This is a genomic window from Mesorhizobium sp. M0408, assembly GCF_040321495.1.
Taxonomy (GTDB): Bacteria; Pseudomonadota; Alphaproteobacteria; order Rhizobiales; family Rhizobiaceae; genus Mesorhizobium.
In genome coordinates, this window is the sequence record NZ_JAMYRO010000017.1 from 55,288 (window position 1) to 77,034 (window position 21,747).

24 protein-coding genes and 1 tRNA gene are annotated in these 21,747 nt (G+C 61.6%); 12 read left to right on the forward strand and 13 right to left on the reverse strand.

Annotated features, from left to right (window positions below; translation table 11 throughout):
• Window positions 1-35 precede the first annotated feature (35 nt).
• Entirely contained in the window at window positions 36-263 is a 228-nt protein-coding gene (locus tag NKI67_RS20455) for a DUF2842 domain-containing protein (protein WP_023674629.1), read from the forward strand.
• On the opposite strand, the gene NKI67_RS20460 is transcribed toward NKI67_RS20455, so the two are convergent.
• Entirely contained in the window at window positions 260-1,318 is a 1,059-nt protein-coding gene (locus NKI67_RS20460; protein ID WP_023674628.1) for a polysaccharide deacetylase family protein, read from the reverse strand. The genes NKI67_RS20455 and NKI67_RS20460 overlap by 4 nt on opposite strands.
• Before the next feature lie 89 nt (window positions 1,319-1,407).
• Here NKI67_RS20460 and NKI67_RS20465 point away from each other — a divergent pair, with 89 nt between their 5' ends.
• Entirely contained in the window at window positions 1,408-2,637 is a 1,230-nt protein-coding gene (locus NKI67_RS20465; protein ID WP_352646548.1) for a GNAT family N-acetyltransferase, read from the forward strand.
• Window positions 2,638-2,660: 23 nt separating this feature from the next.
• On the opposite strand, the gene NKI67_RS20470 is transcribed toward NKI67_RS20465, so the two are convergent.
• Complete coding sequence (locus NKI67_RS20470) at window positions 2,661-4,910, reverse strand: GumC family protein (protein ID WP_352646550.1); 2,250 nt, start codon at window positions 4,908-4,910, stop codon at window positions 2,661-2,663.
• A 255-nt stretch (window positions 4,911-5,165) separates the two neighbouring features.
• Between NKI67_RS20470 and NKI67_RS20475 the strand changes: the two genes are divergently transcribed.
• From NKI67_RS20475 to NKI67_RS20505, 7 genes are all read left to right on the forward strand, one after another.
• Complete coding sequence (locus NKI67_RS20475) at window positions 5,166-5,729, forward strand: polysaccharide biosynthesis/export family protein (protein WP_352491882.1); 564 nt, start codon at window positions 5,166-5,168, stop codon at window positions 5,727-5,729.
• A gap of 12 nt (window positions 5,730-5,741) precedes the next feature.
• The gene (locus NKI67_RS20480) at window positions 5,742-6,866 is read left to right on the forward strand and encodes a glycosyltransferase family 4 protein (RefSeq protein WP_352622811.1); all 1,125 of its coding nucleotides are present in this window, start codon (window positions 5,742-5,744) and stop codon (window positions 6,864-6,866) included.
• 116 nt (window positions 6,867-6,982) lie between these two features.
• Complete coding sequence (locus NKI67_RS20485; RefSeq protein ID WP_352646552.1) at window positions 6,983-8,518, forward strand: undecaprenyl-phosphate glucose phosphotransferase; 1,536 nt, start codon at window positions 6,983-6,985, stop codon at window positions 8,516-8,518.
• On the forward strand, window positions 8,515-9,804 hold the full coding sequence (locus tag NKI67_RS20490) for an O-antigen ligase family protein (RefSeq protein ID WP_352622813.1): 1,290 nt from the start codon (window positions 8,515-8,517) through the stop codon (window positions 9,802-9,804). The genes NKI67_RS20485 and NKI67_RS20490 overlap by 4 nt, the downstream gene beginning before the upstream one ends.
• A 36-nt stretch (window positions 9,805-9,840) precedes the next feature.
• A tRNA-Pro gene (locus NKI67_RS20495) sits at window positions 9,841-9,917 on the forward strand.
• Window positions 9,918-10,704: 787 nt separating this feature from the next.
• Complete coding sequence (locus NKI67_RS20500; protein ID WP_352449320.1) at window positions 10,705-10,938, forward strand: hypothetical protein; 234 nt, start codon at window positions 10,705-10,707, stop codon at window positions 10,936-10,938.
• A 147-nt stretch (window positions 10,939-11,085) separates the two neighbouring features.
• On the forward strand, window positions 11,086-11,280 hold the full coding sequence (locus NKI67_RS20505) for a hypothetical protein (protein ID WP_352646554.1): 195 nt from the start codon (window positions 11,086-11,088) through the stop codon (window positions 11,278-11,280).
• Window positions 11,281-11,318: 38 nt separating this feature from the next.
• Here NKI67_RS20505 and NKI67_RS20510 read toward each other — a convergent pair whose 3' ends face one another.
• Window positions 11,319-11,777, reverse strand: coding sequence for a YbaK/EbsC family protein (locus NKI67_RS20510; protein ID WP_352456594.1), 459 nt, complete (start codon window positions 11,775-11,777; stop codon window positions 11,319-11,321).
• A gap of 119 nt (window positions 11,778-11,896) precedes the next feature.
• Entirely contained in the window at window positions 11,897-12,175 is a 279-nt protein-coding gene (locus NKI67_RS20515; protein WP_352646556.1) for a helix-turn-helix domain-containing protein, read from the reverse strand.
• Between the two features lie 317 nt (window positions 12,176-12,492).
• Here NKI67_RS20515 and NKI67_RS20520 point away from each other — a divergent pair, with 317 nt between their 5' ends.
• Window positions 12,493-12,684, forward strand: a complete 192-nt coding sequence (locus NKI67_RS20520; protein WP_352646558.1) for a hypothetical protein — start codon at window positions 12,493-12,495, stop codon at window positions 12,682-12,684.
• A 124-nt stretch (window positions 12,685-12,808) separates the two neighbouring features.
• Here NKI67_RS20520 and NKI67_RS20525 read toward each other — a convergent pair whose 3' ends face one another.
• The 7 genes from NKI67_RS20525 to NKI67_RS20555 all read right to left on the reverse strand — a co-directional run bounded on the left by NKI67_RS20525 (window position 12,809) and on the right by NKI67_RS20555 (window position 17,742).
• Window positions 12,809-13,150 carry a hypothetical protein gene (locus NKI67_RS20525; RefSeq protein ID WP_352646560.1) on the reverse strand — a complete coding sequence of 114 codons (342 nt, stop codon included), beginning with the start codon at window positions 13,148-13,150 and terminating at the stop codon, window positions 12,809-12,811.
• Between the two features lie 74 nt (window positions 13,151-13,224).
• Window positions 13,225-13,767, reverse strand: coding sequence for a MerR family transcriptional regulator (locus NKI67_RS20530; RefSeq protein ID WP_023674511.1), 543 nt, complete (start codon window positions 13,765-13,767; stop codon window positions 13,225-13,227).
• A 244-nt stretch (window positions 13,768-14,011) separates the two neighbouring features.
• On the reverse strand, window positions 14,012-14,335 hold the full coding sequence (locus NKI67_RS20535) for an integration host factor subunit alpha (protein WP_023717292.1): 324 nt from the start codon (window positions 14,333-14,335) through the stop codon (window positions 14,012-14,014).
• A 103-nt stretch (window positions 14,336-14,438) separates the two neighbouring features.
• Entirely contained in the window at window positions 14,439-15,410 is a 972-nt protein-coding gene (locus NKI67_RS20540; protein ID WP_352619226.1) for a beta-ketoacyl-ACP synthase III, read from the reverse strand.
• A 9-nt stretch (window positions 15,411-15,419) separates the two neighbouring features.
• Complete coding sequence (gene plsX / locus NKI67_RS20545; RefSeq protein WP_352449317.1) at window positions 15,420-16,490, reverse strand: phosphate acyltransferase PlsX; 1,071 nt, start codon at window positions 16,488-16,490, stop codon at window positions 15,420-15,422.
• A 123-nt stretch (window positions 16,491-16,613) separates the two neighbouring features.
• Window positions 16,614-17,162 (reverse strand): YceD family protein, encoded by a 549-nt coding sequence (locus NKI67_RS20550; RefSeq protein WP_352575910.1) that lies wholly within the window; start codon window positions 17,160-17,162, stop codon window positions 16,614-16,616.
• Between the two features lie 40 nt (window positions 17,163-17,202).
• The gene (locus tag NKI67_RS20555) at window positions 17,203-17,742 is read right to left on the reverse strand and encodes a ubiquinol-cytochrome C chaperone family protein (protein ID WP_023674506.1); all 540 of its coding nucleotides are present in this window, start codon (window positions 17,740-17,742) and stop codon (window positions 17,203-17,205) included.
• Between the two features lie 114 nt (window positions 17,743-17,856).
• Here NKI67_RS20555 and NKI67_RS20560 point away from each other — a divergent pair, with 114 nt between their 5' ends.
• A complete protein-coding gene (locus NKI67_RS20560) occupies window positions 17,857-18,390 on the forward strand; it encodes an outer membrane protein assembly factor BamE (protein WP_352636861.1) in 534 nt (177 codons plus the stop codon).
• A gap of 124 nt (window positions 18,391-18,514) precedes the next feature.
• Here the strand turns inward: NKI67_RS20560 and NKI67_RS20565 are convergent, their stop codons facing one another.
• Window positions 18,515-20,656, reverse strand: a complete 2,142-nt coding sequence (locus NKI67_RS20565) for a sodium-translocating pyrophosphatase (protein ID WP_352575908.1) — start codon at window positions 20,654-20,656, stop codon at window positions 18,515-18,517.
• 251 nt (window positions 20,657-20,907) lie between these two features.
• Window positions 20,908-21,408: a DUF2165 family protein gene (locus NKI67_RS20570; protein WP_352646565.1), complete on the reverse strand. Its 501-nt coding sequence runs from the start codon at window positions 21,406-21,408 to the stop codon at window positions 20,908-20,910.
• A gap of 79 nt (window positions 21,409-21,487) precedes the next feature.
• On the opposite strand from NKI67_RS20570, the gene NKI67_RS20575 reads away from it, so the two are divergent.
• Window positions 21,488-21,721 carry a hypothetical protein gene (locus NKI67_RS20575; protein WP_352646567.1) on the forward strand — a complete coding sequence of 78 codons (234 nt, stop codon included), beginning with the start codon at window positions 21,488-21,490 and terminating at the stop codon, window positions 21,719-21,721.
• Window positions 21,722-21,747 lie beyond the last annotated feature (26 nt).

Here is a 21,747-nt window from a genome sequence, read left to right on the forward strand (position 1 = left end):
TCGGCCTAAGCGATAGCGATCAACGAGATCGCGCCATGCCCATTCGCCTGAAAAAGCTGATCGGAAGCTTCCTGCTGGTAGTGCTGGTCATAGTCTATGCGCTGGTCGCCTCGATCGTGGCGGTCGCCCAATTGTCGCAGTCCGGGCCGCTGGCGCACTTCATCTTCTTCCTGCTCAGCGGGCTTTTGTGGGTGCTGCCGGCGATGGGCATCATCAAATGGCTGATCCTGGAGCCGCGGCCGAAGGGGCGAGGCAACAGTTAGATCGTCACCACCGTCTTGCCGGCATTGGCCAGCGGCGTCGTCACGCCCGACAACATTGTTCGGATGTGGGCGACGCTCTGATAGCGGCCATTGACCGAAATGCGCGGCAGGGCGTGCAGGAAGCCGGCATGCTCGGCGCGGAGTATGCCGTGGCGGGTCGTCACCGCCGAGGCATAGCCGGCATCGCGGACTAGGCCTACTTCGCGGCGGCCGACGGCACTGGCATAACCGTAGGGATAGGCGAAATGGCGCGGCTCCTCGCCGAGTTTGGCCTGCAATATGCGCTTGACGTCGCCGATCTCATGTCGCGCATCGCTCTCGGAAAGCCGCTTCAGATTGCAGTGATTGACGCTATGTGCGCCGATCGTCACCAGCGGGTGCTCGGCCATGGTGCGGATCTCGTCCCAGTTCATCAGCGTGCTCGGGCGCGGACCACCCAATTCGATGCCGTTCGAGCGCGCCAGATCCCGCAACACCGCACGCTGGTCCTGCTCGCGCACCTTCAGCGTCAGATGAGCGTGCAGGCGCGCATTGGCCTGGACCTTTTTTCCCGGACTCGAGCAGTCGATTGTCACCGGGCCATCCGGCGTCGTCAGCGTCAGGCGATCGCGCGCATTGACGATGTCCTCGACCACGTCCCACCACAAATCGGCGGCGCCGTCGATCAGTCCCGGCGCGACGTAGATGGTGATCGGCGCGCCGTGTTTCTCCAGCACCGGCAGCGCCTCGGTCATGTTGTCTCGATAGGCGTCGTCGGCGGTGATCGTCGCAAACTGGCCGTACTTGTCGCCAGCCTTGATGCGCTCGATCGCCTCGTCAAGCGTGACGAAACTGTAGCCGTTCGCCTTCATGTCGGCGATCACGGTGTCGAGAAACCCAGGCGCGATGTTCAAGTGGCGGTTGACGCCGTTCGGCTTTTCCGGTGTCGCGGTTACCCGATGCAGCATCAGGATAGCGCCGAGACCGCCGATAAACGGCTTGGCCAGCGGAGCGAGACCGGAATAGCGGGCGAGATTGAGCGCCAGTTTGCGGATTGCCTCGCCCCCGTCGATCATTCATTCACCTTTTGCGCCTAAGCTCATCAAGCATGGAATGCGCCTGCGCGGACCCCCAATCGCGACGAATACGCCCTAAGGATTGAGGTATGGTTGACGCCACCGCGTCATTTGACGGCAATCGGCTGGCAAGCAGCGAGGCGTCGCCGTGTGCCTTGCCGGCCGGCAAAGCCGGCCTGTCAACCTCGGTCGCCGGTAGTGCGGCGTTGGCGGCGTACGCAGAATTCTGCCATTCCGCGCTTTTTGCCCCTGCGCAAAGCGCAGGCTGGATCCTGAACTGGGCCGCACATACCGGCGCCGACGTTGTCGTTGCGACGCTGCGCGCCGAGGACAGGCCGGTTTTCTCACTGGCGCTGGAGGTCACTCGCAGTGGAGCGTTCCGCGTCGCCAGGTTCATGGGCGGCCGCCATGCAAACGGCAATTTTGCCGCCGCCGACCCGCAATGGCTGGCGAATGCCGATAGCGCGGCGATCCGCTCGATGCTGGCTGCGATTGCCAAGGCGCGGCGCGACATCGATCTTGTTGCGCTGGAGCGGCTGCTGCCCGATCTCGGCGGCGTTGCCAACCCGCTCTCCGCCTTGCCGCATTTTTCGAGCCCCAATCTGTCGCTGGCCGCCGGTCTTGTGGGAGGATTTGACGCACTGCTCACCCGCGTGAGCGGCAAGCGCAGGCGCAAGAAGCATCGCTCGCAGGCGCGCAAGTTCGAGGCCGTCGGCAGCTATCGTCGCATCGAGGCGAGGACTGCGGACGAGGTGCACATGCTGCTCGATGCCTTTTTCGAGATGAAGGAATTCCGCTTCCGCAAGATGGGCATCGCCAATGTTTTCGGTGAGGCGGAGGTGCGCGCTTTTTTCCGCTCGCTGTTTGCCGACGCGCTTCAAGAGGAAGATCCGTCCTTCGTCCTGCATGGGCTGGAAGTCGCCGGCAAACTTCGTGCAGTCACCGGATCGAGCCGCTCGGGCAAGCGGCTGATCTGCGAATTCGGGGCGATCGCCGAGGACGACCTCGCACACACCAGCCCGGGCGACTTCCTGTTCTTCGAGAACATCCAGGAAGCCTGCGAGGCGGGTTTCGAAATCTATGATTTCTCGGTCGGCGACGAACCCTACAAGCGATTGTGGTGCGATGTCGAAACGCAGCATTTCGAGGTGCTGGTTCCGCTGACGCTGAAAGGTCGTGCGCTGGCGCTTGCGCTCAGGCACGGCGCAAGCCTGAAAGCATTCATCAAGCACAGCCCATTGGTCTGGAAGCTAACCAAGCTACTGCGCCGCAAAGCCGTGGGGCGGACAGCACCGGCCGCAGGCGAAGACGACAGCTGATTTCGATTTGAGAGAAAACTGCCTCAGGCGGCCGAGCGCCGTCCCGGCATTGGGCCCGGCGCCACATGGCCGATGGGCGTGACCAGCGTCAGGTCGGGATAGCCACTCTCGATGAGCGCGACCGCAGCCTGTGTCACCTCGTCGTCCGGCTCAAGCATGGAGAGCAAGACCTCGGTCCCCTCGCCCACCAGGCGGCCGATGCCTTGCGCGTCGGCCGGTCCGCATTCGACCACGACCAAATCATAGGCGGTGGTCAGCGACTGCATGATGATCGGCAGCCGGTCGGCGGCGCGCATGGCGCGGACCGGATCGGCTGTGCCGACGGGAATAACGTGGCAGTCCGAATAGAGATCGGGGTGGATCACATCGCTGAACTGCGCTTGCGAGGCGAGCAGATCGGTGATGCCCGGAAACAGCCCGCTGTCCAGCATCGGCCGCGAGGCGGCACCCGAAGCGGTGAGATCAAGCAGCAGCACGCGTAGCCCGGCGTCGGAGACTGCGCGCGCCACCAACACCGCCGAGGCGGCCGCCTCGTCGCCTTCTGGCGACACGAATATGGCGCGGGCGGCACCGGTGGCGATCAGTTTTTCCGCGGCCTTGTCGATGTCGACCTCGCCGAGGATAGAACGTGCCGGTTCAATGTCTCCAGCGGCCATTTCAGAGTACTCCGGTTCGATTTTCTCGGCAGCCGCTTCCGCCACCGCGACGGGTTCCGGCTCCACTTTGCTTTCAATGATATTGTCGTCGTCGGCCTCATCGATCTCGACGACTGCCGGTTCGGACCGGCCAACCGACGGGTCGGGCTCGGCCATCACGCGTTCGGCCTGGACAGCCGGCATCGCAACCTGCTCGATGCGCTCGAAATGGGCACCGGCGGCCGGACGCATGGCGCGGCCGGAAAACAGTTCCTGCATCAGCGTGACGATCGCCATGATGAGCAACGAGCCGACAAAGGCCGCACTGACAATCGGACCAATCTTGGGGAAATAAGGTTCGGCCGGCACCTGGGCGTCCGAAAATACGCGAGCGTCGACGGGCAGATAGTTGCGATCCTTGCGTGCGGCCGCCTGGAGATAGCTGGATGAATAGAGATCGAGCTGCTGACGCTTTGTCGCGGCATCACGCTGCAGCGCATCGAGTTCCACCTGCTCTTCGCCGGCGCGGGCGGACGCCGCCTTCAGCGTGTTGACGTCTGCCACGAGTTGAGCCTCTCGCGCCTTCGCCGTCTCGGCCTGTGCCATCAGACCTTTCATGATCTTTTCCGCTTCGTTGCGGATCTGGCGGTCGAGATCCGCGAGCTGCGACTTCAGCGCGCGGATGCGCGGATGGTTGTCGAGCAAGGTGGTGGAAAGGTCGGCGATGTTGTTCTTGAGCTCGACTTGCCGCTCGCGCAGGCGCTGGATCAGTTCGGAAGACAACACCTCCGGAACGGCATCCAGCGAGCCGCCATTGCGCAACGCCCTGCGCACGCTGTCAGCGGTCGCTTCCGCCGAAGCGCGATTGGCGCGCACGCGTGACAGTTCGCTCGACAATTCGGACAGCTGCTGGGTGGCAAGCACCGAATTGTTGCCGCCCATCAAAAGATCGGACTGCGCACGGAATGCGGCAACCTTGGCTTCCGCCTCCTTCACCCGGTTCTGCAGATCCGCGATTTCCGGCGCCAGAAAGTCGGTGGCGGCGGAATTCGATTCGAGCTTGGCATTGCCCTTGGAGGCGATATAGGCGTTTGCAATGGCGTTCGGGATCGCGGCGGCAAGCTTTGGATCCTCTGACGAGAACTCGATTGCGATCGCGCGGGTTTTTTCAACGCCATAGACGTTGAGCTTCTCATGCATTGCGTCCAGCACGCGCTCTTCCAGCGGAATCTCGAACGGATCGCTTTTCAAGCCAACAAGGACAAGGGCGCGGCTCAGCGCCGACATCTTCAGCGCCTCGTCGAATTCGGGCAATTTCGCCAGGTTGAGCTTCGTCGCCACCTGCTTGAGGATGTCGGGGGACGAGATGATCTGGACCTCGGTGGCCACAGCCTCTTCGTCGGGAATCGACCGCTCGTTGCCGTTGGCCCCGGCCGGCCGCGTGAACTCCGATTCTCGAGGCCCGATCTCCAGCTTGGCTGCCGCCTTATATTCGGGCGTTGCAAGCCAGGCGAGCGCAAAGGCCAGGCCGGTTACAACCAGTGAGACGACAAGGATGCGCAACCAGTTTCGCGCCAGGCTGGCGAAAAGCTGCCTGAGATCGACGTCGACATCTGCGGCCGCGGATTGAACGGACATGCATCCCTGCTCCGGTACTGAGTCAGCATGCACCGTAAACAACTATGGTAACTCAGCCGTTAATATCGCGGTAAGAACGTGTCAGGCTCTATTAACAAGCCGCAAACAAGAGGCTGAAAACCATCTGCATTTGTCGATCCGGCCCGCATCGGCCGCGCGCCTTTACCGGCCATTAACCCTAACAGGATGATAACCGAGCTCGATCGTTAAGGTTTGCCGCAGAGTCGCCGGCTATTCAAAGGTACGTGTCCGCTCATGAAAAGCACTGCTCCCCTTTTCCGCGCGCTGCTTGCCGTATCGATGCTTTCGGGCTGCTCCAGCTACCGGCCGACGCCGGCCGCATTCCATGAAGTTCTCGACCAGCCCTATCGCCTCGGCGCCGGCGACCGCGTCCGCGTAACCGTGTTCGAGCAGGAAGGACTGACCAATACCTACAGCGTCGACCAGTCCGGCTATCTCTCGCTGCCGCTCGTCGGCAACGTGCCGGCGCGCGGCCACACCGCCCAACAACTTGAAAGCGAGATCGCCGAGAAACTGCGCCAGGGTTATTTGCGGGATCCCGATGTTTCGGTCGAAATCGATCGCTACCGGCCGATCTTCGTCATGGGTGAAGTGAGCGCGGCGGGCCAGTATTCCTACGTCCCGGGCCTGACCGTGCAGAAGGCCGTCGCCATCGCCGGCGGGTTCACGCCACGCGCCAACCAGGAAAGCGTCGACATTACCCGCGACATCAACGGCAAGGTGATAACCGGACGCGTGGTGACCTCCGACCCGCTACTGCCCGGCGATACAGTCTATGTTCGCGAACGCCTGTTTTGATGTGCTGACAAAGTGGCGGACACACTCAGGATCGTCCACTGCTTTCGCTCACCGGTCGGAGGCATCTTCCGGCATGTGCGCGACCTGACCGAGGCTCAGGTCGCCGCCGGCCATGCCGTCGGCATCGTCTGCGATTCGACGACGGGCGGCGATTTCGAGGAACGGCTGTTCGAACAGATGAAAGGCAGCCTGGCGCTCGGCATTCACCGCACCCCGATGCAGCGGCATGTCGGGCCAGGCGATCTCGCCTCGGCCCGGCGCACCTATAGGATCATAAAAGAATTGCGGCCGGACGTGCTGCACGGGCATGGCGCCAAAGGTGGCGCCTATGCCCGTCTGTTCGGCTCATTGTTGCGGGTATCCAGGTCTCGCGTAGCCCGCCTTTATTCGCCGCATGGCGGCTCGCTTCACTATGACGAGACCACCGCCATGGGGAAGCTGTTCTTCGCGCTCGAGCGCTTCATGGCTCGCTTCACCGATTGCCTGCTGTTTGTTTCCGATTATGAGCGACGGACTTATCGCAGGAAGGTCGGCGAGCCGCCCATTCCGAACGCTCTCGTCCACAACGGCCTGCGCGCCGCGGAGTTCGAGCCGGTGCGGACCGAGCACAATGCGGTTGACCTCCTCTATATCGGCATGATGCGAGACCTCAAAGGCCCGGACATCTTCATCGATGCGCTGGGGCTAGCCGCGACACGGCTCGGCCGCCCATTGAAGGCGCTGATGGTCGGCGACGGCGACGACCTGCCGCGCTATCGCGCCCAGGTGAATCAGCGCGGCCTGGACGTCGGCTTCCTGGCGCCGATGCCGGCCAGGCTCGCCTTCACGCTGGCCGAACTGGTCGTCGTTCCCTCGCGCGCGGAAGCCATGCCCTATATCGTTCTGGAAGCGCTCGCCGCCGGCAAGCCGATCATCGCGACGTCAGTCGGCGGCATACCGGAAATCTTCGACACCGGCTCGCCTGCCCTGATCCGGCCCGACCCGCGCGAACTTGGCGACAAGATAAGCGCCGCATTGGCCGATCTCGACACCTACAAAGGCCTGATGCCCGGCCTCGCCGACCTCAAGGCACGCTTCGGCGCCGATGTAATGGCCGCCGAAATCGAAAAGGCTTATTTCGCCGCGCTCAAAAAATAGAGCAACGGGTTTCCACCGGGCTGCTCCTGGTGAAAGCGTCTCCAAAGCCATCTGTTGTTTCAAGGGTTTCTTAGCTCTCTTTTGCTATTCACCTGAGGGAAACCTGCGGACGCCCCATGAACGAAATCGACCCAGCGCGCCGTTTTTCTCTAGACGCGGTGCGCAAATTCGACGCCCCTGCCGAGAACAATACGGCCGGCGGCATGAACGATGTTGCCCGCCAGGTCGCCTCGCAATACCGGCGCGATACGATGTCGCCGATCATGGTGAGCGGCGTCCTGCGCATGATGGAATTCGCGCTGCTGTTGGTGTCAGGTCTTGCCGTCTATTTCTATTATGTCGGCTTTTTCAACTATCTTGCCTGGCAATACTCACTGACGATCGCCGCCACCTCGTTCCTGGCGGTCGTTCTGTTCGACGTCACCGACTGCTACCAGATCGTCGCGCTGATGCGGCCGATCGCCAATTTCGGCCGTCTCCTGCTGGTCTGGGCCGGAACATTCGCCTTGATGGCGCTCACCGCCTTCACCATGAAAATGTCGGAAGACTATTCGCGCCTGCTCTTCGGCACGTGGTTCGTCGTCGGTTTCGTGTTGATCCTGGGTCTCCGCCTGGTGATGTCGAAGCTGATCCGGCGCTGGGCGCGCGACGGGCGGATGGAGCGCCGCGCCGTCATCGTCGGCGGCGGCAAGGCGGCGGAGGTATTGATCCGCTCGGTCGAAAGGCAGCCCTACAACGACATCCGCATCTGCGGCATCTTCGACGACCGCGGCGACAAGCGGTCGCCGCCGGTTGTCGCCGGTTATCCCAAGCTCGGTACAATTTCCGAACTCATCGAATTTGCCCGCATCGCGCGCATCGACATGCTGATCGTATCGCTGCCGCTGACCGCCGAATCGCGCGTGCTGCAGTTATTGAAGAAGCTGTGGGTGCTGCCGGTCGACATCCGGCTATCGGCGCATTCGAACGCGCTGCAGTTCAGGCCGCGCGCCTATTCCTACATCGGCTCGGTGCCGATGCTCGATATCTTCGACAAGCCGATCAACGACTGGGATTCGGTCGCCAAGCGCGCCTTCGACATCGTCTTTTCGATCATCGGCATCATCGTGTTCTCGCCGGTGATGCTGGCGACCGCAATCGCGATCAAACTCGACAGCAAGGGGCCGGTGCTGTTCCATCAGAAGCGGCACGGCTTCAACAACGAGGTCATCGACGTCTACAAGTTCCGTTCGATGTATACCGACAAGGCGGACCCGACGGCCAAACAGACCGTGACCAGGAACGATCCGCGCGTCACCCGCGTCGGCCGCTTCATCCGCAAGACCTCGATCGACGAACTGCCGCAGTTCTTCAATTCGCTGTTCGGTTCGCTGTCGCTGGTCGGGCCGCGCCCGCACGCCATTGCCGCGCAGTCGCACAACCTCCTCTACAATGAAGTGGTCGACGGCTATTTCGCCCGCCACAAGGTCAAACCCGGTGTGACCGGCTGGGCGCAGATCAATGGCTGGCGCGGCGAGATGGACACCAACGAGAAGATTCGCATGCGGACGGAATACGACCTCTATTACATCGAGAACTGGTCGCTCCTGTTCGACCTCAAAATCCTGTTCCTGACGCCGATCCGACTGCTCAACACGGAAAACGCATATTGAGCGCGACGGCCTATGAACTGCCGGCGGCGGCGGTCAACGCCAAGCTGATTGCACTGATTGCGTCGGGGGCGGTTTTCCTCGGCGTTTTCCTGTCCGGTTTCGTCATTGCCGAGCCCGCGCCGTACGATCTCTACATGATCGGGCTGATCGTGGTGTGGCCCTTGTTCGGCATGCGTATACAGCGCGCGGCGGTGCCACTTCTGGTGCTGCTGGTTATCATGAACATCGGCGGTATGATCTCGATGACGCAGATGTCGGACCTCGCCGGCACGCCGCTCTATCTCGCCGTCTCGCTGTTCCTGGCCTTAACCGCGGTTTTTTTCGCTTCGGTAACGGCCGTCCAGCCCAGTCTCTACCGGGTGATCTTCGTCGCCTATGTGGTGTCGGCAGTGCTGACTTCGTTGGTCGGCATAGCCGGCTATTTCCATGCCTTTCCAGGAGCGGAGATCTTCACCAAATACGACCGTGCCGCCGGCGCCTTCCAGGACCCGAACGTGTTCGGTCCGTTCCTGGTGCTGCCCGGCATCTACCTGCTCTACCTGCTGCTTACCGGCTCGGTCGCACGCATGCCGCTATTGGCGGTGCCGTTGCTGATAATCACCTCCGGCATCTTCTTTTCCTTTTCGCGCGGCGCCTGGGGCATGTTCGCCGTTTCGGCGATCCTGCTGACCGGTGCCTTGTTCCTGCAGAGCGCCAGCGGCAAGTTCAAGCTGCGCGTCGTCGTCATGACCATCGCCGCCGTCGGACTGCTGGTCATCGCAATGATCGTCATCCTGCAACTGCCAGGCGTCGCCGAGATGTTCTCGAACCGCGCACAGCTCGAACAAAGCTACGACACCGCCCGGCTCGGCCGCTTCGCCCGCTATACGATCGGCTTTCAGATGGCACTGGAGCATCCGTTCGGCATCGGCCCGCTCGTCTTCGGCAAGATGTTCGGCGAGGACACGCACGACATCTGGCTGAAGATGCTGATGGATTACGGCTGGCTCGGCTTCGTGTCGTTCCTGACGCTGACGTGCTGGACGATCGCCGCCGGCTTCCGCATTCTGCTGCGCGACCGGCCGTGGCAGCCTTATCTTCTATGCGCCTACGTCGCCTTCATCGGCAATATCGGGCTCGGCACCTTCATCGACATCGACCACTGGCGCCATGTCTACCTGCTGCTTGGCTTGATCTGGGGTGCCATCGCGCTCGAATACCGCCACCAGTGGCAGCTGCGGGCGGCGCAGCGACCGGCAATCCCCGTCGCGGTTGCTTCAGGCAGGACAGCAACCGAATTCGGTTGACCGGACCCGGTCTATCACGATACATCGCGACCGGTCCGGAGTGTAGCGCAGCCCGGTAGCGCACTTGACTGGGGGTCAAGGGGTCGTCGGTTCGAATCCGGCCACTCCGACCATTAAAATCCAAAGGCTTAGCCAGTTTTCCCCCAAACTGGCTGTACAGACAATAGCCGCATTGCAGCCAGCGCGACATACGCAGGCGTGATCTCATCGAAGAATCGATCACGCATCACTCGTGCACGAGGCACGGAGGCTGGCGTCTAGCCAGAAGCCCACCGAGAAACCGCGCGGTAATGGTTAGTAAGCTTTGCTGCGTACGCCAACCTTTATCGTGAGCCCGTATTCCAGCTTCAATAAGAAAAGGTCCCGCCGCACATGCCAGAACGGCGGGACTCGATCAGGCGCCTTGCATCAGGCAGGGGTGACTCGGGGGTTGGGCATGCCCGGTGCGCGCGGATCGTAGTGAACCCTAGGCGCATCAGCTGCAATGCGTCCACCAACCGTCGGTTGGAAAGAACTAATTCAATCCCGACGGCTGGCCTGGCCTGAACAGGCGCGCGCTCAAGGCTCAGTTTCTTCCCGGGGAGGAGCTTTTTGGTCAGGACAATCAGGATAGGGCAATTCTTCACACGGAGAGGGCCTGTCGCCAACGCTGCCATAATGTTCCGCGAGTTTTGCGAAACCGTAGGCGAAGGCGAAAAGAAGCGCGAGGACAACCGCTATTCGGACGGCCATACCGTATTGTAGCAGGATCCTCCCATTGGAGCGCGCGGCGTTTTGGTACGTTTGAATGTTGAGTTCGAAAAAGGTTGGCTGTAGTTGAATTGCCGTCGTCCGCAGTTGTAAGGGCGAGCGGACGCTTCGAAGATGCCACGCGCTTTCGCCCTTTCCGGGAGAGATGCAATGTCGCTTCAAGGGGTTGCCTGTCCTGCCGATCTGACCATGTTGACCAAGGCACTCGATGCCCGATGCCGTGAACTAGGCCTCGCTGATGGAGATCCAGGCAGAGAACTGCTCGGCCGCAGGGTGATGGATTTATTTGAAAGTGGTCAGCTCAGCGCCGAAGATTTGAGACTGGCTCTGAGCGGCGAGATCTTCAACGCCAAAAATCCTCCGGCCGGCGCCAGTGGGCTTTGATACGGCAAGCGGCTATCCGCGCAACCATTTGAATTACTGGCCCAGCGTCGGCTTCCGTGTGCGCAGGAGCGCGTGTGAACAAATGTGATTTTGCGGTCGGTGCCAGACGGGCTAACTTTACCCATCGAACGAAAGAGGAGAATGATCATGAAGACATTCCTCGCAATAGCCGCGGCACTGACCATGTCCATATCAGCTGCCTCTGCGGATTGCCCCGCGCATTCCAAGGTCCAGGCATCGGTCGACACGCAGACGAAGACAGCAAGCGTCGAGAAGGCCGATATGTCGACTGTCGCGGACGCTCAGACGATCAAAAAAGAAGAGCCACAGAAGACCGAGTAGCGGTAACGCTCAGCGGATCCCACGACCCGGATAAATGGCTACTGGCACACATCCACCCACTCCGCGTCGACGAGTTCGGCCAGGCGTTGCGGGCTGAGCCGTACGGCGGCATTCGTTGCGCCTGCCGCCGGGACGACCTCGTCAAAGGCGCGCAGCGAGATGTCGCAGTAGACCGGGAGCGGCGCCGGTAGGCCGAACGGGCACACCCCACCGACGGGATGATCGGTCGCGGCGAGCACCTGCTCGGCGTCCAGCATTCGCGCCTTGCCACCAAACCGGTCCTTGAATTTGCGATTGTCCAGCCTGGAGATCCCGCTGGCCACGATCAGCATCGTCTGGTCGCCGGCGCGCAAGCAGATCGTCTTGGCAATCTGCGCCGGCGCTACGCCATGCGCTTCGGCGGCCAAAGGCACCGTCGCCGAGCTTGCCTCCGTGACGATGACATCAATTTCGGGCGCGTGTGCGGCGAAAAAGGCGCGAACGGATTCGAGGCTCATCTCCGGCAATTTCCGTCTGGCGTCGCCGTGGCGACCGGCAAGTCCACTATGTGGCCGAAAAAACGAAGCCCGCCAGGGCGACCCATGGCGAGCTCGTGGAATAAAAGCATGACACGCCGCTACGACACGGATCGCCTTTTGGCAGGCAATACGGCTTCGTCGAACAGAGCGCTTTCCGGAAATTGAAGCGCGGAGGCAATACGCCGACGTTTCGAGGGATCGGCATCCTTGCCGCTTTCAACGTCGGCAATCTCATAGGCTGCCAGCCCGCACGCCAGGGACAGCTCTTCGATGCTGTATCCACGGGCTTCCCGGGCGGTTCGGACGGCACTGCGTTCAGGCGTAACCGCGCTCGCCGCCAGTTCGGAGTAAGGTTCGCGTTTTGCTATTTGGGGCATTGGCAACTCCGTGGGATGAAAGAGTTAGATCAAATCATGTTGTTGCCTGAGACGATCGGGAGAATGCCCGCTCGCCGGTGATTTGCCAAGCATCAAAGATAGCGTCACGGCATCGTGAACCGACGCCGGAATGAATGGCGGATGCCGGCGCGCCGACATCTGGCGGGATCGTCAGCAGACACAGTTCGGAAACAAAATTCTACAGGCCGGAAAAACTGCCGAAAAACTCCAAGGCGATAGTCCCAACCGCAGCGCTCGAGTCACCGACCTGAATCAGTGACGCTCAAATTCCGCCTGCGCAAAAAGGAAACGATGTCATGAAGAAGCCTCTTCTCTCCGCCCTTGGACTTGCAATCGCACTTGCCCTCTCGATGCCGATCATCGGCGCAAGCAACGCGAATGCAACGACGATGCACACCACCGTCAAGAAGCATCACCGCCATCACTACCATCACCGCGTCCACCACTACCGCCACCATCACAAGAAGGTTGTCGCGAAGAAGTACTGAAAACACCCTCGGGCGAACAACCCGCAATCAGGCGTTCTGGTGCTTGATCAAGGGCGGCGCTTGCCGGGCTTTCCGTGTCGGCGAAAAATGGCGGCGGTCCGCTGACCACCGCCATTTGCTTATCTCAACGTGCCGATCTTGAACGCGCGCGCGGTGCTTGTTGCTGCCGGCCGCCGAGGAACAGACTGGCGACGAGCCCGACCAGAACCAGCCCGACAGCGGCCGCCGTCGCCGGGTGATCTCGGGCGGTCTCCTCGATCGCCCGGCCTTGCCTTCTGATTGCCGGCAAGGCGTCGCCGAGGCGCTCAGTGATATCCGAATAATAATCCGACGCGGTATCGCGCCCGTCTTCGTAAAAGGCGCCGCCCTGCTTCAACACGGCTTTCTTCAAGGTGGCCAGTTCCCTGGCCAAGGCCGCGACCTGCTTGTTCAGATCGGTGTCGGAGATGCTCGAAAGCGATGCCATGACGTGCTTCCTTCATCTGCAGAAGGAAGCCTAACGCATGACCCTGAAGACCGTTCCGGTCAGCCCGGCGGGCTCTAGCGAACCTGATCGAGCAGGCGCTTGCATTCCAGGAGGTCGAACAGCGCCTCCTGCAGCAATGCGCGATTGTCACGGGAAAGTTTTGACGTGTCCGGCGGAACCGGACCTTCCTCGTCGGTCTTGCCTATACCGAAAAAACGACGGCTGGGTTTCACCCTCGGCTGGCCAACCAGCATTTCGTCGTCCGGGCCGCGCGGCTGCGCCGCTTGCGTCAGCGGTACCGTGTCGGCCTGTCGGCGCTGCGAGATCGCCTCGACCGCCGCCATGTCGCCACTGCCGACGGCGATCAGAAACTGGTTGCCGTTCTCGCGCAACAGCTTCTGCACGCCCTTGATCGTATAGCCCTGGTCGTAGAGCATATGACGAATACCCTTGATCAGTTCTACGTCCTGCGGACGGTAGTAGCGGCGGCCGCCGCCGCGCTTCATCGGCTTGATCTGGTTGAAACGCGTCTCCCAGAAGCGCAGCACGTGCTGCGGCAAATCCAGATCCTCCGCGACCTCGCTGATGGTGCGGAAAGCATCAGGGCTCTTGTCCATGGACGAATCCTCACGCTAGAGCATGATCGCGAAAGGCGGGAACCGGGTTCGGGCGACATCACGCTTAACAAAGAGAGCAGCTTTCCGTCCCGGCGGAACGGATCACACCCAAATACCGATCCGGCCTACCGAATCGCATCTTATTTCAGCGGTTTATGAAACAATATTCAAGCCCGGCGCAAAAGCAGGGTTCGCTTTTCAACCGAAGCCTGGAGCATGATTCTTGGCAAAGGGGATTGGACGGCTACTTGCTGCCCTTGGCTTTGCTGTTTTGATGGGAGCGCAGGATACGGTTCTTCAGCACGTTCGACGACTTGAAGGTCATCACCCGGCGCGGCAGGATCGGCACTTCCTCACCGGTCTTGGGATTGCGCCCGATGCGCTCGTTCTTGGAGCGCACGTGGAAGGTCGCGAAGGACGACAGCTTCACCGTCTCGCCGCGAACGATCGCCTCGCAGATCTCATTCAGCACCGCCTCGACAAGCTCAGCCGATTCAGTACGCGACAGCCCAACCTTGCGGTAAACGGCTTCGGCGAGGTCGGCGCGCGTAAGTGTCTTTCCCCCCATACGAACCGTCCCATCAGCTCAAAAACATAAATCATACAAGCAACGGCAGAACCTAAGTAATTGATCCGTCAAGGTCAAGGACCCGAACCCGATAGTTCGGCACTTACCAGCGGAGCAGGACGGCACCCCAGGTGAAGCCGCCGCCCATCGCCTCGAGCAGTACCAGGTCACCCTTTTTGATGCGACCGTCGGCGACGGCTGCGGACAGTGCCAGCGGCACGGAAGCCGCCGAGGTATTACCGTGCAAATCGACGGTCACCACCACCTTCCGCTCCTCTATCCCGAGCTTTTTGGCCGAAGCGTCAATAATTCGTTTATTGGCTTGATGCGGCACGAACCAGTCGAGATCGGCGGCGCCGATGCCGGCCTGTGCGAACGTCGCCTCGATGACGTCGGTGATCATGCCGACCGCATGCTTGAACACTTCGCGGCCTTCCATCCTGAGGTGCCCGACGGTTCCGGTGGTCGACGGCCCACCGTCGACGAAAAGCTTGTCCTTGTGGATGCCGTCGGAGCGCAGGCTGGCCGCCAGAACGCCTCGGTCGGCGATGCCGCCTGCCCCCGTGCCTGCTTCCAGCACCATCGCGCCGGCGCCGTCGCCGAACAAAACGCAGGTCGAGCGGTCGTTCCAGTCGAGGATACGCGAAAATGTTTCCGAGCCGATCACCAGTACCCGTCTGGCCAAGCCGCCGCGGATATAGAGGTCGGCGGTCGTCACTGCATAGACGAAGCCGGAGCAGACCGCCTGCAGGTCGAAGGCAAAACCGTGGTGCATGCCGAGCCGGTTCTGGATCTCGACCGCGGTCGCGGGAAAGGTGTTGTTGGGCGTCGAGGTCGCCAGCACGATCAGGTCGATGTCGTCAGCCGTCAGGCCGGCGCTGTCGAGGGCTGCGCGCGCTGCCGTCTCGCCCAGCGAGGCCGTCGTCTCGTCGTCGGCCGCAATGTGGCGCTGGCGAATGCCGGTGCGCTGGACGATCCACTCGTCCGACGTCTCGACCATGCCTTCGAAATCGGCATTCTTCATAATGCGGCGGGGCAGCGCGGCGCCCGTGCCGCGCACGACTGATCTGATCAATGCTCTTTCCTATTCCTTTGCGTCGATGACGACGTCGGATTTCCGGATTGTCTGGGCATTCGGATTGCGGGCATGGAACAGGTCGAGATCGGCTTCGATGCGGTCAAGCAGATTGTTGCGCACCATGTCGTAGCCAAGCTCGATCGCCGCCGCAAAGCCATCCGAATCAGCCCCGCCATGGCTTTTCACCACGATGCCGTTCAATCCGAGGAAGACGCCGCCATTGGAGCGGCCGACATCCATCTTCTCGCGCAGGCGATCGAAGGCGGTCTTGGCGAAGATATAGCCGATCCTGGCCATCAGCGTCCGGTTCATCGCCGCGCGTAGATAGCCGGCGATCTGCCTGACGGTGCCTTCCGCCGTCTTCAGCGCGATGTTGCCGGCAAATCCTTCGGTAACGACGACGTCGACACTGCCCTTGCCGATGTCGTCACCCTCGACAAAGCCATGGTAGTTCATCGAGGCCATGTTGGCCTCGCGCAACATACGACCCGCCTCCTTGACCTCTTCCTGGCCCTTGATCTCCTCGACGCCGACATTGAGCAGGCCGACGCTCGGCCGTTCGATGCCGAAAACCGAGCGCGCCATGCCGGTGCCCAAAATGGCAAAATCAACCAGTTGATGCGCATCCGCGCCAATGGTGGCGCCGACGTCCAGCACCACGCTCTCGCCGCGCAATGTCGGCCAGAGCGCCGCGATTGCCGGGCGATCGATGGTCGCCATGGTGCGAAGGCAGAATCTGGACATTGCCATCAGCGCGCCGGTATTGCCGGCCGAGATGCAGGCGTCGGCAGTGCCTGCCTTGACCGCCTCGACGGCCTTCCACATCGATGACTTCCAGCGGCCATGGCGCAGCGCCTGGCTCGGCTTGTCGTCCATCCGCACTGCGATCTCGCAGTGGATGAACTCGCTCACTTCCGCCAGCTTGGGGAATTTGGCGAGTTCGGGCCGTACCACTTCTTCGCGCCCATAAATGACGAAGCGTATATCCGGACGGCGGGTGGCGACAGTCATGAGCGCCGGGATGACCACGCTTGGCCCGTGATCGCCGCCCATGGCATCGATGGAAATCCTGATCACGCGGTGTTCATCTCACGGTTGCTTGGCCAGCGGGCTTGCCAAGGTGCGGGGCTCGCGAAGGTTCGGCGAAAATAACGGTTTTGGGCTGCCGCACAACCAACTTTTCTCAAATTGGGTCAGCTATCAGGATTTTCCCAACAGTGATCTGAGCTTTTGCTGGAATTCATTCTCCACAGGCTCGGCATCGCCGGCGGCCTGCAGCGATACACCCGGCTTGCGCGGATATGGATCGATCGCCAAGCCAAAGAACTGCTCGGCAAGCGCCCCGACGTCGATCGCATCGCCGGAAAAGGTTTCCGGGCTGTCCGGGCCTTCGGCGTCGAGCAGGATCTCACCGCCGCCGTCGAAACCTTGCCGCCCGAGCTTGGATTGCTCCGGCAGGAACAGCGCTTCGACCGGCTCATCGATATGCGCCTCGACCGGGTCGAGGGTGACGATGCAGGCCTGCGTTATATCGGCCTCGACATGACCGCTGACTTTCACGCCGTTGCGCTTCCAGGGCTCGACCAGGAGTTCGGCGCGATAGTTCTCGACCGAAAGCAGCTCGTGCTCGACGGCCAGCAGGGCGCGCTGCCCAGCGTCGGCATCGATGACCACCGGCAGCCCCTTTTGCGGCAGCCGGGCGACATTTGCCAGGAATGACACTGGGCTGTGGGTATCAGGGTGTTTCATCTTCGCCTCCACTTCGCCACCTTCATCGGCCAGCCGTCGCTCAAGCGTTGGCCACGGGAAATGCCACCGTTCCGGAAACGATCGATTCGGTCGGCTGTTCCGCGAGTTGCCTTGATGCATCGGCGGCATAGAGTGCCAGTTGCGACGCTTGCGGCCAGGCGCCGGCATCCGGCCTGACATTGCGGGCAAGGGCGGCGGCGAGTGCATCATGGTCATTTCGTTGCAGCGCATCATCATAGGCGGCGGTACGGCCATAGAACATCTTCGCCAGTTTCCGCATTCGCTTCGGCACACCGACGTCGCCAATGCCCAATTCACGCAACGAATGTTCGACATCCATGAAGAACTCGTCGATCAGCACCTGCGCAACCTCTGCCGCAGCACCGCCCTCGCCGCGCAACCGGTGCTGGAACAGGAACATGTGCAACGACAGCATCTCGAAGCGGCCGAGCGGCGTGTCCGGGACGTTCCAGGCGGAATAAAACACCGTTTGCCGCGCCGCCGCCACGATTTGTGCGTAAAGCGCCTCGGTGATGGCGCGGTTGGCATGTCGTTCGCGGCCAAAGAGGCGCTGGAACATTTGAGGGTGGTCTCCCGGGACCGTTTGTTGAAGTGGCCTTGTTGCATCGGCAAGCAAGCTGGTTTACCGGTTTTGCGGCCCAGCGCAAGTTGCGGCCAGCTTATGGAGTTGTAGTTGCGCGCGCTGAAATTCAAGTCGACTTTCCTGCCCAGGCCCGGCGGTGCGGTTTCGCTGCTGGTGATCGCTGCGGCGCTTTCCGCCTGCAATTCGTCCAAGATGATCGGCGATCTCAATCCGAGCGAGACGCTGACGCAAGGCTACGTCATCGACCAGCAGGCGATCGACCTGGTGCCGGTCGGCTCAAGCCGCGAACAGGTGCTGCTGGCGCTCGGCACTCCCTCGACGAAGGCGACCTTCGATAACGAGGCCTTTTATTACATTTCTCAGACGCGCAAGCGCTATGTCGCCTTCGACAAGCCGCGGCTGGTCGACCAACATGTGCTGGCGGTCTATTTTGGCGATGACGGGCGCGTCACCCAGATCGCCAATTACGGCTTGAAGGACGGCAAGGTGTTCGACTTCATCTCGCGCACCACGCCGACCGCCGGCAAGGACCAGAACTTCCTCAGCCAGATCATCAGTGGCGCCAGCAAGCTGGCGCCTGGTGTTCCCGGCGCCAGCGGCGGCAGCACGCTCGGCGGCACCTGATCCACCCGAGGGTGTCGGCTTCCTTCCGTTCCTTTCGCTTCCCTGTAAGCGGCATATCTCAGGCAATGAAAAACCCGCGGGAGCGATCCCGCGGGTTTTTGTCTTAAGGCCATAGCGACCGAGCTTAGCCGTGCGCGAGAACGGCCAGCAACAGCAGCGCGACGATGTTGGTGATCTTGATCGCCGGGTTGACCGCTGGGCCGGCAGTATCCTTGTAGGGATCGCCGACCGTGTCGCCGGTCACCGAAGCCTTGTGCGCTTCGGAGCCCTTGAGGTGCTTGAGGCCGTCCTTGTCGACGAAACCATCTTCGAACGACTTCTTGGCGTTGTCCCAGGCGCCGCCGCCGGAGGTCATCGAGATGGCAACGAACAGGCCGTTGACGATGACGCCGAGCAGCGAGGCGCCGAGCGCGGCAAAGGCGGATGCCTTCGAACCGGAGATCAGGAGGACGCCGAAATAAACCACCAGCGGCGCCAGCACCGGCAGCAATGATGGAACGATCATCTCCCGGATCGCTGCCTTGGTCAGAAGGTCGACGGCGCGCGCATAGTTCGGCTTCGAGGTGCCGGCCATGATGCCCGGATCCTCGCGGAACTGCTTGCGCACCTCCTGGACGATAGCACCCGCGGCGCGGCCCACGGCGGTCATGGCGATGCCGCCGAACAAATACGGGATCAGGCCACCGAAGATCAGGCCGGCGACGACGTAAGGATTGGAGAGGTCGAAGGAGACGTCGCCCATGCCCTGGAAGTACGGGTATTTGTCGCCATTGGCGGCAAAGAACTTCAGGTCGTTAGAGTAGGCCGCGAACAGCACCAGCGCGCCGAGGCCGGCCGAGCCGATGGCGTAGCCCTTGGTTACCGCCTTGGTGGTGTTGCCGACAGCGTCAAGCGCGTCGGTTGACTGGCGCACTTCCTTGGGCAGGCCGGCCATTTCGGCAATGCCGCCGGCATTGTCGGTGACCGGGCCGAAGGCATCGAGCGCGACGATCATGCCGGCGAGGCCAAGCATCGTCGTCACCGCGATCGCCGTGCCATAGAGACCGGCGAGCTGGTATGTCGAGATGATGCCGCCGACGATGACGATCGCCGGCAACGCCGTCGCTTCCAGCGAGACCGCGAGGCCCTGGATGACGTTGGTGCCGTGACCGGTGACCGAGGCCTGGGCGATGGAGTTCACCGGACGCTTGCTGGTGCCGGTATAGTATTCGGTGATCACCACGATGAGGCCGGTCACCACAAGGCCGACCAGGCCGCAGATGAACAGGTTCGTGCCGGTGATGGCCATGCCGGCGACGGTGCCGATCTCACCCCAGCCGATGCATGCCGAAGTGGCGACGGCAAGGCCGACAATCGACAGCAAGCCGGTGACGATCAGGCCCTTATAGAGCGCGCCCATGATCGAGCCGCTGGAACCGAGCTTGACGAAGAAGGTGCCGACGATCGAGGTGAGAATGCAGGCACCGCAGATGGCCAGCGGATAGAGCATGGCCGCGCCGAGCACGGCGGTGCCACCGAAAAAGATGGCGGCGAGGACCATGGTGGCGACGACGGTCACCGCATAGGTCTCGAACAGGTCGGCGGCCATGCCGGCGCAATCGCCGACATTGTCGCCGACATTGTCGGCGATGGTGGCCGGATTGCGTGGATCGTCTTCGGGAATGCCGGCTTCAACCTTGCCGACGAGATCGCCGCCGACGTCGGCGCCCTTGGTGAAGATGCCGCCGCCGAGACGGGCGAAGATCGAGATCAGCGAGGCGCCGAAGCCGAGCGAAACAAGCGAGTCGATGACGACGCGATCGTCGGGCTGCAGACCCATGAACTGGGTCAGGATCAGGTAGTAGATCGAGACGCCGAGCAGGGCCAGGCCAGCTACCAGCATGCCAGTGATGGCGCCCGACTTGAAGGCGATCTCGAGGCCGGCAGCGAGGCTGTTGGAAGCCGCCTGCGCGGTGCGCACATTGGCGCGCACCGAGACGTGCATACCGATGAAGCCAGCGGCACCCGATAGAACGGCGCCGATCAGGAAGCCGATGGCGGCGGTGATCGAAAGCAGCCACCAGGCAAGCAGCAGGACCACGACGCCGACGATGGCGATGGTGGTGTACTGGCGCGCCAGATAAGCCTGAGCGCCTTCGCGGATGGCCGCGGAAATTTCCTGCATGCGTGCATTGCCCTGATCGGCCGCGAGGACCGAACGTGTCGCCCAGATGGCGTAAAGGACTGAAAGCAGACCGCAGGCGATGACAGCTGAAATTATGGTCATTGCCGAATTTTCCTCGATTGGTGGCCCAAAAGAACCCCTCCCCGGGCCGTTGAGACAGGGGACGAATTTTCCGCAACCGGAATCCGTCCCTTCGCAGCGGCTTATGCGAAACAGGGCTCGGAACGTCAAGATATTGTTCCGTTCCTGTCCGGCTTTCGCCCAAAAGATCCCGGGTTTCGCCCAAAAGGCTGGACGGCAGCGCCTGTCGACACTGCCATCCGGTTAGATCGGTTGAAATCGGCGAACAGTGGTCAGGCTTTACGCGGGTCGCCGTCCGGCTGGACGACGAAGACCAGCACCAGCAGCATGGTGATGTAGAATTTGAACGCCGCCTCCTGACCATTCCAAGTCGAAGACTGCCACATGGCGAACCACTCGCCGCCAATGACCATGAAGCCGAAATACCAAACGAGGAAGCCCATTGTGGCGGCAATGATGGCGAACTTCTTGGCATCGTTGAAAGCCTGTCCGCTGGCGTTGCGCGCCTGCCAGAGTTGCCAGGCGGCGATTAGGTAAAGCAGGCAGGTCAGCGCCTCGCCAATGATGATCAGCCAGTAGCCAGCCGTCCACAGCGACGGGTTGGTGATCGAGCGGTACATCAGTGCATTGCCGGGAAAGGTCGTATCCATGCTCAGCACATGCTGGACAAAGGCGAAGTTTGAGCCGTAATCGGTGATGTTGCCGAAGGCGACGAGGAAGGCGAAAGCCGCCAGACACAAACACATGACGATCTTGGAGAAACGCGCGGTCATGGCAAGAACTCCTGCTGAAAGATCGGGGCATCGCACTCATCAATCGCCGAGTCCCGAAGATCGCGCAACGGGTGGGCCAGTGATCATCGTGCTCACAGCCATTGCGAGACATTATGCCGGCAAGCAAGACATTGCCGAGACTGTCGAAGCCCTCGATCTAGACAGTGATTGCGCGGTGGGCGACTTGGTCTCTGTGGTTAGAGCCGACACACAGCACGATTTCGCCATCATCCGCCGCCGCTGGATCACCGGCGAGACGGGCACAAAGCTGGAACTGACGCTCGATCATCCGACGCGGTCGACCGGCCACTGAAAAAAGAGCGAACTTCGCCCCGAGAC